Origin of the sequence: Streptomyces sp. NPDC047453 (assembly GCF_040643155.1) — a bacterium.
Lineage (GTDB): Bacteria > Actinomycetota > Actinomycetes > Streptomycetales > Streptomycetaceae > Streptomyces.
The window spans coordinates 72,730-80,956 of record NZ_JBEYTS010000033.1; the positions used below are offsets into that span (position 1 = coordinate 72,730).

Annotated in this window: 7 protein-coding genes, 1 tRNA gene and 3 pseudogenes; 7 read left to right on the forward strand and 4 right to left on the reverse strand. The window is 70.3% G+C overall.

Annotated features, from left to right (window positions below; translation table 11 throughout):
* Window positions 1-46: 46 nt before the first annotated feature.
* Both ABZ818_RS25830 and ABZ818_RS25835 read left to right on the forward strand, forming a co-directional pair.
* Window positions 47-343 (forward strand): type II toxin-antitoxin system VapB family antitoxin, encoded by a 297-nt coding sequence (locus ABZ818_RS25830; protein WP_004943146.1) that lies wholly within the window; start codon window positions 47-49, stop codon window positions 341-343.
* 225 nt (window positions 344-568) lie between these two features.
* Entirely contained in the window at window positions 569-1,195 is a 627-nt protein-coding gene (locus tag ABZ818_RS25835; protein WP_361419123.1) for a LytR C-terminal domain-containing protein, read from the forward strand.
* 73 nt (window positions 1,196-1,268) lie between these two features.
* Here the strand turns inward: ABZ818_RS25835 and upp are convergent, their stop codons facing one another.
* The gene (upp, locus tag ABZ818_RS25840) at window positions 1,269-1,904 is read right to left on the reverse strand and encodes a uracil phosphoribosyltransferase (RefSeq protein WP_361419105.1); all 636 of its coding nucleotides are present in this window, start codon (window positions 1,902-1,904) and stop codon (window positions 1,269-1,271) included.
* 151 nt (window positions 1,905-2,055) lie between these two features.
* Between upp and ABZ818_RS25845 the strand changes: the two genes are divergently transcribed.
* The 4 genes from ABZ818_RS25845 to ABZ818_RS25860 all read left to right on the forward strand — a co-directional run bounded on the left by ABZ818_RS25845 (window position 2,056) and on the right by ABZ818_RS25860 (window position 4,017).
* On the forward strand, window positions 2,056-2,292 hold the full coding sequence (locus ABZ818_RS25845) for a hypothetical protein (RefSeq protein ID WP_361419108.1): 237 nt from the start codon (window positions 2,056-2,058) through the stop codon (window positions 2,290-2,292).
* A gap of 465 nt (window positions 2,293-2,757) precedes the next feature.
* Window positions 2,758-3,294 carry a hypothetical protein gene (locus ABZ818_RS25850; protein WP_361419126.1) on the forward strand — a complete coding sequence of 179 codons (537 nt, stop codon included), beginning with the start codon at window positions 2,758-2,760 and terminating at the stop codon, window positions 3,292-3,294.
* 47 nt (window positions 3,295-3,341) lie between these two features.
* A complete protein-coding gene (gene tadA / locus ABZ818_RS25855; RefSeq protein ID WP_361419111.1) occupies window positions 3,342-3,863 on the forward strand; it encodes a tRNA adenosine(34) deaminase TadA in 522 nt (173 codons plus the stop codon).
* A gap of 69 nt (window positions 3,864-3,932) precedes the next feature.
* Window positions 3,933-4,017, forward strand: a tRNA-Ser gene (locus ABZ818_RS25860).
* Window positions 4,018-4,154: 137 nt separating this feature from the next.
* Here ABZ818_RS25860 and ABZ818_RS25865 read toward each other — a convergent pair.
* The 3 genes and pseudogenes from ABZ818_RS25865 to ABZ818_RS25875 all read right to left on the reverse strand — a co-directional run.
* A pseudogene (locus ABZ818_RS25865) lies at window positions 4,155-5,360 on the reverse strand (site-specific integrase); the annotation flags it as partial.
* An 80-nt stretch (window positions 5,361-5,440) separates the two neighbouring features.
* On the reverse strand, window positions 5,441-5,674 hold the full coding sequence (locus ABZ818_RS25870; RefSeq protein ID WP_361419114.1) for a helix-turn-helix domain-containing protein: 234 nt from the start codon (window positions 5,672-5,674) through the stop codon (window positions 5,441-5,443).
* Between the two features lie 364 nt (window positions 5,675-6,038).
* Window positions 6,039-7,474: pseudogene (locus ABZ818_RS25875) on the reverse strand (ATP-binding protein); the annotation flags it as partial.
* A gap of 520 nt (window positions 7,475-7,994) precedes the next feature.
* Between ABZ818_RS25875 and ABZ818_RS25880 the strand changes: the two are divergent.
* A pseudogene (locus ABZ818_RS25880) lies at window positions 7,995-8,227 on the forward strand (hypothetical protein); the annotation flags it as partial.

An 8,227-nucleotide genomic window follows, 5' to 3' on the forward strand; every position in this document is an offset into this window, starting at 1 on the left:
AGTGGCCGGGCTGCGCCCGGAAGGTCTGGGCCGGTAGGCTCTCCGTGTGATCTTCAAGCGCATCGGAAACGGCCGGCCGTACCCCGACCACGGCCGGGAGAGCACCCGGCAGTGGGCGGACGTCGCGCCGCGCCCGGTCCGCCTCGATCAGCTCGTGACCACCAAGCAGCAGCTCGACCTGGAGACCCTCCTCGCGGAGGACTCGACCTTCTACGGCGACCTCTTCGCGCACGTCGTGAAGTGGCAGGGCGACCTGTATCTGGAGGACGGCCTCCACCGCGCGGTGCGGGCGGCGCTCCAGCAGCGCCAGGTGCTGCACGCGCGCGTGCTGGAGCTGGACTGAGCATGCGGGCCACGGGCCCACGCCGTTGAGCCGGGGCCCTGAGCCCGGCCCCTTGGCCGGAACCCCGAGCCGGTGTCGTGAGCCGGGAGTTGAGCCGTCCGGACCCGCCGTTCGGTGACGGTTTGGACCTTTCGGGTTCTGCTGAGCCGCTCCAATGATCATCTAGTAGGAATCACCGCTCATGCGCACTACGCTGCGCCCATGAGCATGCTGACTCCCCCCGGCATGGGCGGGAAGTACCGGATCACGGGGAACAGATACCCGCGGATGCGCAAGCCCCGGCGGCGCGGCAGGCTCGTGTTCCTCGCCGTCGCCTCCGTCGCGGTCCTTGGCGTGATCGGCTGGGGCACGTGGCAGCTCATCGACGTGTTCACCGGCGGCCGGAAGGCCTCGGCGGCCGGCACCGACGGGGACTGCTCGACCAAGGCGTCGCCCGCGGCGAGCCCGTCGGCGACGAACGCGGCCCGGACGCTGCCGAAGCCGGGCCAGATCACGGTCAACGTCCTGAACGCCACGCCCCGCGGCGGCCTGGCCAAGCAGACCGCGGACGAGCTGAAGAAGCGCGGCTTCCGCATCGGCCAGGTGGGCAACGCGACCCAGGAGTTCGACAAGAAGATCAAGGGCGCCGGACTGCTCCTCGGCCCGGCCTCGTCGCTGAACACCTCGCTGCCCGTCCTCGCCACCCAGCTCGCCGGGGCGGAGAGCCGCGCGGACACCCGCAAGGGCACCGACGTGGACCTGATCATCGGCACCGGCTTCAAGGCGCTGACCCAGCAGGCGGTCGCCGATCAGGCCCTGACCGCCCTGACCGCCCCCCAGTCCGCGGCAGCCGCCCCGGAGAAGGGCTGCTGAGGCTCCTCGCAGCCAGATCGGTGGCGGGTGGCCGCGCAGGGCGACTGGAGAGGCGTCAGGCGGCGGTCCGGTACTACTCGGCGGCGCCGTACATCCGGTCGCCCGCGTCTCCGAGGCCCGGGACGATGTAGCCGTGCTCGTTGAGGCGTTCGTCGACCGAGGCCGTCACCACGGTCACCGGGGTGCCCGCCAGGTCGCGCTCCATGACGGCGACGCCCTCGGGGGCGGCCAGCAGGACGACCGCGGTCACGTCGTCGGCGCCGCGCTTGATCAGCTCCTGGATCGCCGCGACCAGCGTGCCGCCGGTGGCGAGCATCGGGTCCAGGACGTAGACCTGGCGGCCGGAGAGGTCCTCCGGCATGCGCGTGGCGTACGTGGAGGCCTGCAGCGTCTCCTCGTTGCGGATCATGCCGAGGAAGCCCACCTCGGCGGTCGGCAGCAGCCGCACCATGCCGTCCAGCATGCCGAGTCCGGCCCGCAGGATCGGCACCACCAGGGGCCGCGGGTGGGAGAGCTTGACGCCGGTGGTCGGAGCGACCGGCGTGTTGATGTCGACCTGTTCGGTGCGCACGTCGCGGGTCGCCTCGTAGGCGAGGAGGGTGACCAGTTCGTCGGCGAGCCGGCGGAAGGTCGGGGAGTCGGTGCGGCGGTCGCGCAGCGTGGTGAGCTTGTGAGCGACCAGCGGGTGGTCGACGACGTGGAGACGCATGGGCCAACAGTAACCGGGCCCCGATTCGGCCCGCCCGCCCGCTGTCCCGCCGGCGGGCGGCCCGGGCCGCACCCCCGCCGGCGTGCGTAGTTGTGGCATCAAACCCGGCATCCGGGGGAAAGTGGGAGTGACGGACTGGGGTGGTGAGCCGATGCCTGATCGGGAACGGGAACCTGACAAGGACCCGTCGCCGCGCGCGCGGCGGGAGACGGCGGACCTCCGGGAGACGGCCGGGGCGGCGGACGCCGAAGCCGAACGGCGCCGCCGCCGGGCCCGGTTCCTGCGCGATCTCGCCGAGGCCCGGGCCCTGCGCGACCGCGTCCAGCCCCGCCGCGCCAAGACCGCCCGGCTGCGGCACGCCATGCGCATGCGCACGTTCCGCTGGTAGGGCGCCACCGGGATACGGGCGCCGGACACGGGCGCCATCGGGACACACAGGACCCCCGCCGCGCGCCGGGTCAGCACTCGGTCCATGGGCGCGGGGCGCGAAGGGCTCCCGCCAAAACCCCAGCCAGGACCTCAGGGAAGGCGTAGGGCCGGACACACAGGAAGACACGCGCGGAAGACACACAGGAGTAGAGCTGCACCCGCACGGACGTCTCCGACGGTGGGTGTGCGTGGCCGTCGAGGGAAAGCCGCGTACGATCCGCTGGTGGCGGCAACGTGTGCGCTGGTGAGTCCTTTACCGGTGTGCGATCAAAACTGCCGGACACAGGGAGCCGAAGACGTCCCCTGAAGGCCTTGTTTCTGCCACGATTCCGAGTGGGTGGGGCTCGGAGCCCAGCTCCCCCGCCCAGAACCTCCGCCGGGGGGACCCCCAACCGGCACGCCTATGACCAGTGGGAGAGTCACGGTGTACTTCGCCGCACTGCTCGCGCGCACCGAAGACGGGTGGGAAGCGAGCGACACAGAGCTCGACGATGTGGAGACCCTGGCCGATCTGGCCGACCTGGCCCGGGAAGCCTCGGCCGACGACGACACGGTGCTCGTCCTGATCGAGCAGGAGGACGCGTGGTTCGGCGTGGTGCGCGTGGATGGCGAGGACGACCCTCGTATCTACGTCTCCGACGCCGCCGCCGCTGCCCGTAGTTCGTACGGCGAGATCCTGCTCACCGACGAACTGCTCGGCCGGGAGCCCGGCGACGACGGCCCCGACCTGGACTCCCTCGACCTCGACGGCACGGAGGACGGCGAACCGTCGTCCACCGAGGACGACGAGGAGGAGCCGTCGTCCGCCGAAGCCATCACGCACAGCCCACTGGGCGACGGCGAGATCCTCGACGACCTGGGGGTCGGGGCGAAGGAGCTGCGCATCCTGGACCCGGAGGACGCGCTGAACGCCATCGCCGAGGCCCTGGGCGCCTCGGAGGTGCTGGAGACCGTCCGCTGACCGGGCCGGACGCGCCGGACCCGGGTGGACCGCCCGGCACGAGCGGGATGCCGAACACGAGCCAGACGCCACCCCCGGCCGGGGGCCCGGACCCTGCCGGGGCCCCGGACCCGGTGCGCGACCCTTGGCGGGCCGCGATGCGGCTCGCCCTCGACGAGGCCGGGCAGGCCGTCCCGGGCGGGGACGTGCCCGTGGGCGCGGTCGTGCTGTCCGCCGACGGCACGACCGTGCTCGGCGTCGGCCACAACGAGCGGGAGGCCACCGGCGACCCGACCGCCCACGCGGAGGTGCTCGCCATCCGGCGGGCCGCCACGAAGACCGGGCAGTGGCGGCTGTCGGGCTGCACCCTCGTGGTGACGCTGGAGCCGTGCACGATGTGCGCCGGAGCGATCGTGCTCTCCCGGGTGGACCGGGTGGTCTACGGCGCACGCGACGAGAAGGCCGGCGCCGCCGGCTCCCTGTGGGACGTCGTACGGGACCGGCGGCTCAACCACCGGCCCGAGGTGATCGAGGGCGTGCTCGCCGAGGAGTGCGCCGCGCTGCTGACCGACTTCTTCCGCGGCCGCTGAACCCCGGCCGCGGAGGCGGGACGGAAACGGATTTCGAAGCACGGCCCGGTGTGCTGTAAGGTCTCCCTCGGTAGCGTGTCCGAGCGGCCGAAGGAGCTCGCCTCGAAAGCGAGTGTGGCGCAAGTCACCGAGGGTTCAAATCCCTCCGCTACCGCAGGTAGATGAGGCGCACGGTCCGATGGACCGGGCGCCTCATCCGCTTCCGTCTCAGTTTCCGTCTCAGTTGGCCGACACGAGGGCCCCGGCGGCGCCATCGTCATCATCGTCCGGGCCGTCTCCGCCCGGCTTTCAGATGAGCCCGTCAACCTGCCGGGCGACATCGTTCCGCACGGAGTCCACCATGTGCTGATACCGCGCGGCCATGGCCGTGGTCGACCACCCCATGAGCCCCATGACGGCCCGCTCGGAGACTCCGGGGATCAGCAAAACCGTGGCGGCGGTGTGCCGGGCGTCGTGCAGACGACCGTCCCGTACTTTCGCGTCGCTCAGTAGTTCCTTCCAGTCGTCATAGTCCGTTCGGGGCGAGGTGCCCTCACCCATTGGAGTGGAGAACAGCCACCCCTCATCGGACCAGTCATTGCCGGCCGCTGCTCGTTCGGCCGCCTGCTTGGCCCGGTGGGTTCGCAGGAGGTCGACAAGCTGTGCGGGCAGTCCAACGGCCCGACGTCCCGCACGGGACTTCGTGTCGGCTGTCTCCGGGTTGGTCCGCTGCCTCTGTGGGCAGTAGCCGGCCTTCCTGCCGCAGGTATCGCCGCATCCGTGGGCGTAGCGCGGTCGGCGTCGACTCCGACGAACCATCAGGACGCCCCGTTCCAGGTCCACATCTGTCCACTTGAGTCCGAGCGCTTCACCCTGCCGGAGTCCGAGGGCGAGGGCCACAGCCCAGCGCGCGGAGTTCCGTCGTTCGTCCGCCGCGCGCAAGAGCCGCTGCACCTCTTCGACGGTGTACGGCGCTACCTCCTCTTCTCGCACGCGGGGCGCCTTGGCGAGCTGGACGGGGTTCCGGGCGAGGTGGCCACGTCGTACCGCCTCGTTCAGCGCGGCGCGGAAGGTGCGGTGAATCTGGTGGATCGTCCCCGCCTTACGGCCATCGGCCACCATGCGACCATAGAAGTTCTCGATGTACTCGGGCTTGAGCTTGTCCAACCGGTGAGCACCGAGGGCGGGGGTCAGGTGCTTTCGCACGGCGACGCCGTACCCGACCATCGTGTTCTCGTTGACGGCGAGCGGGGCGATGTTCTCGACCCAGTGGGTAAGCCAGGTCTTGACCGTCCAGGGTCGGCCCGCCTTCCGGATGCTCTTGGCGTCGCGCTGCTGCTCCAGCTCGCGGACGGCGGCGGTCACCTCGGCGCGGGTCTTCCGTTCGACGTGGCGGCGGTCCGGCTTGCCGTCGTCGCGGATGCCGACGGTCACGCGGCCGTGCCACTTGCCGTCCTTGCCCAGGTAGATGGAGCTGCGGCCGTTGGGCTGTCGAGTGCGCTTCTTCTCTTCCGCCACGGGCGGACTCCTTCAGGTTGGCGTGTGGATACGGCCCGGGACGCCATCTCCTGGCGAGGTGGCGTCCCGGTGTGAGGTGGTCAGGCGGCGCGCTGTTCGGCGCGGCGGCGGGCGAGGTAGGCGGCCGGGGCGTCGGTGGGGACGCGACGGAGTCCGCCGATCGTTAGGGACTCCAGTTCTCCGGTGCGGATGAGGGCATAGCAGGTCGTGCGGCCGATGCGGAGGCAACGGGCAGCCTCTTCGACGGTCGACAGAACGGGGGCCAGGTCGCCAGCCTCAGCGAGTGGTGTGATGTCCACGGTGGCGATGCTCATGGAACGGTCTCCTCCGGGACTGTCCGTCGTGGTCGTGGCGGTGTCTGGATCGGGAGTTCACGTGTGTCCGAGGTGCGGATTTCTGCGTCATCTGCGTCATTCGCCGCTCTGACCTGCAGGTTCGCGGTGACGCAGCACGGTGGGGGTGCGTCACCGGTGACGCAGTCCTCCGTCATCGGGGTGACGCAGGTGACGCAGGTGACGCAGGTGACGCACGATGACGCAGGAATCGGCCGTCTGCGTCACCCGTCTTCCGGCAGGTCACTGGCCGTTTTCGGGGTGCGGGTGACGCAGGTGACGCAGCGGCTCTCTACTTCGGACAAAGAGGGGGTGGTGTCTGTTGTGGTGCGCGGCTCAGAGAGCAAAGAAGAAGCCGCTTCGCGGCGCGCCCATCGAGGGTGGGCTGTAGACGCTTGAGGCGGTCTGAGAGCACCTTGCCCGTGGTCGGCCACCCTTTAGCAGGGGACGGAAGTCCTCGCCCGTGTAAAGGCCCGTGAGACAGTGCAGCCATTCGGCAGACGTCATCCGCTGCTCGGTGCCCGGGTCGATGCTGGCGGCATGCTTGACCACGGTCTGCGCCAACAGGTCGCCCTCAATGACGTCGTCGTTGAGGTCGTCCAGGTTGGCCCGGTAAGCGGCGAGCGCCCTCAGACCGGTGGCCGCGTCAAGCTGCGCGCACAGGTGCGCGAAGTCGGCCATGCGCAGGTCGGTCGGGATGTCCGCCTCCGCTGCCCGCACCTGCACGGTCAGGTCCAGGAGAGAGCCGAGAATGACGGGCAGCACCTCCGCGAAGTCGGACCACAGTTCCGCCTCGGTGCGCCGAACCCGGGGGCGTTCCAGGCGGAGCGGCAGAAGCCGTTCGGCGAGGTCAGGCCGGATCACGCCGACGTCGATGCCGGTCAGGAGCAGGGGGCGGCGATAACCGATGCGGAAGACGTCCCCGTCGGTGAACAGGGCACGCTTGACGTTCTCGGCCCCGGTCACGATGCAACACATCGCGTCGGACAGCTCCGGGGTCATGTGGGAAAGGTTGTCCAGGGCGGTGACCCAACCGGCCGCCACCGCCGTGATCAGGTTCTCCTCATCCTTCGGCGCCCGGCGCAGGTCCCCGGTCATGCCCTCGATGATCCGCACGAGCATCCGCCCGCCGGTGGACTTGCCCGCGCCCTGCGGGCCGGTGAGGAACGGGGCAGGCACGGGCACTGCCGGTCCGAGACAGCCGATGAGCCACGCGATGGCCAGGCACTCGGTCTCGGCGGTGGCGAAGTTGCACAGCCGCATCAGGAGATCGATGCCCTTGCCGTCGGTGTCCTTGACCGGCAAGGGCAGTTCTCCCGTGAGCTGGGTGCGCCGCCAGCACACCTCGCGCGGGTCCGGGATGGCGATGCCCCAGCCGGTGGGGTGGGTACGCACGGACTGCCCGTCGCTGCGCCCCAGGTCCAGCCAGGTCGCCCCGTCGAACCCCGGGGCTACCCGGATGTGCACGGGCTGCACGTCCTCGGTCAGCGCCAACGCTTCGATCAGGTCGAGTGCTTCCTTCATGGCGGTGCCGTTGAACACGCCGCGCCCGTCCCTGAACAGTCCGACCATGAGTTCCTGCCGGTGGCTTCCCGTCGTGTCCTGAGAGCGGATCGGGCGGGCCACGGGGTGGCCGTTCCTCTGCGCGTACACGGTGCCGTCGGCGGTGCGGAAGTACCGGAAGTGCGCCTGCGCGTAGTCGGTGATGACCTCGCGGGCGGGGTTCTTCTCGTCGTCGGACTGCGGCGAATCGTGTCCAGCGAGGCGCCCACGGGCTCGTATCCGTTGAGCTCTGCCATGAGGCCCCATGGCTCGTGACTAGTGATCGTTGCTTGGACCGTCTCGCCTTGCCGAAACTCGCTGTGAGGGCGTCTCGATTCGTCTGCCATGGCGACATCCTCCTCCTCAACCCAGCACTCACCCCAGCTCCCATCCCGGCTGCCGTCGCCGTCCCGCGTGGCTGTAAGGGGCCCCGCCAGACAGCAGCCGTCTGACATCAGCGGCTGACATCAACAGTGGCGCACACGGAAGTACAGCAGAGCCCCACGCGTGGCGTCCGGACGGCGAACGACCAACCGAATAGGCAGTCGGTGGACCGGCGTTCACAAGGTGCACCCGCCTACGGATCATGCACGGTGCCCCGGGATGTGCGCTGGGCCGAGGCTGTTGCCCTTAACCGGCAACCCTTCAGGTTGTAGACGAGTCTGAGGGGACAAGTGCCTGCTCCGGAGCGGGCACGGATGACTATTTTGTCCGGCGTGCCGCCTCCTCGCTGCGCCCCGGCCTTCACCTGGAGCCCGCTTTGCCTCTGCCGACAGGTACCACCCGCCCGATATCCCTGCTCCTGTCGACCGCGCTGGCGGCCGTCACGCTCACCGGCTGCACGTTGGCGGAACTCGCCAGGGACTGCGAGGGGACCGAGGACCGGGTGAAGGAGATTGCGGCGCTCGACATCCTCGGCTCCCGGCCCGCCGGGGCGACCGTCGCCCGGGGCTTCGAGAAGGTTGACGCCGGCTGCTGGGCGGACAGCGGCGA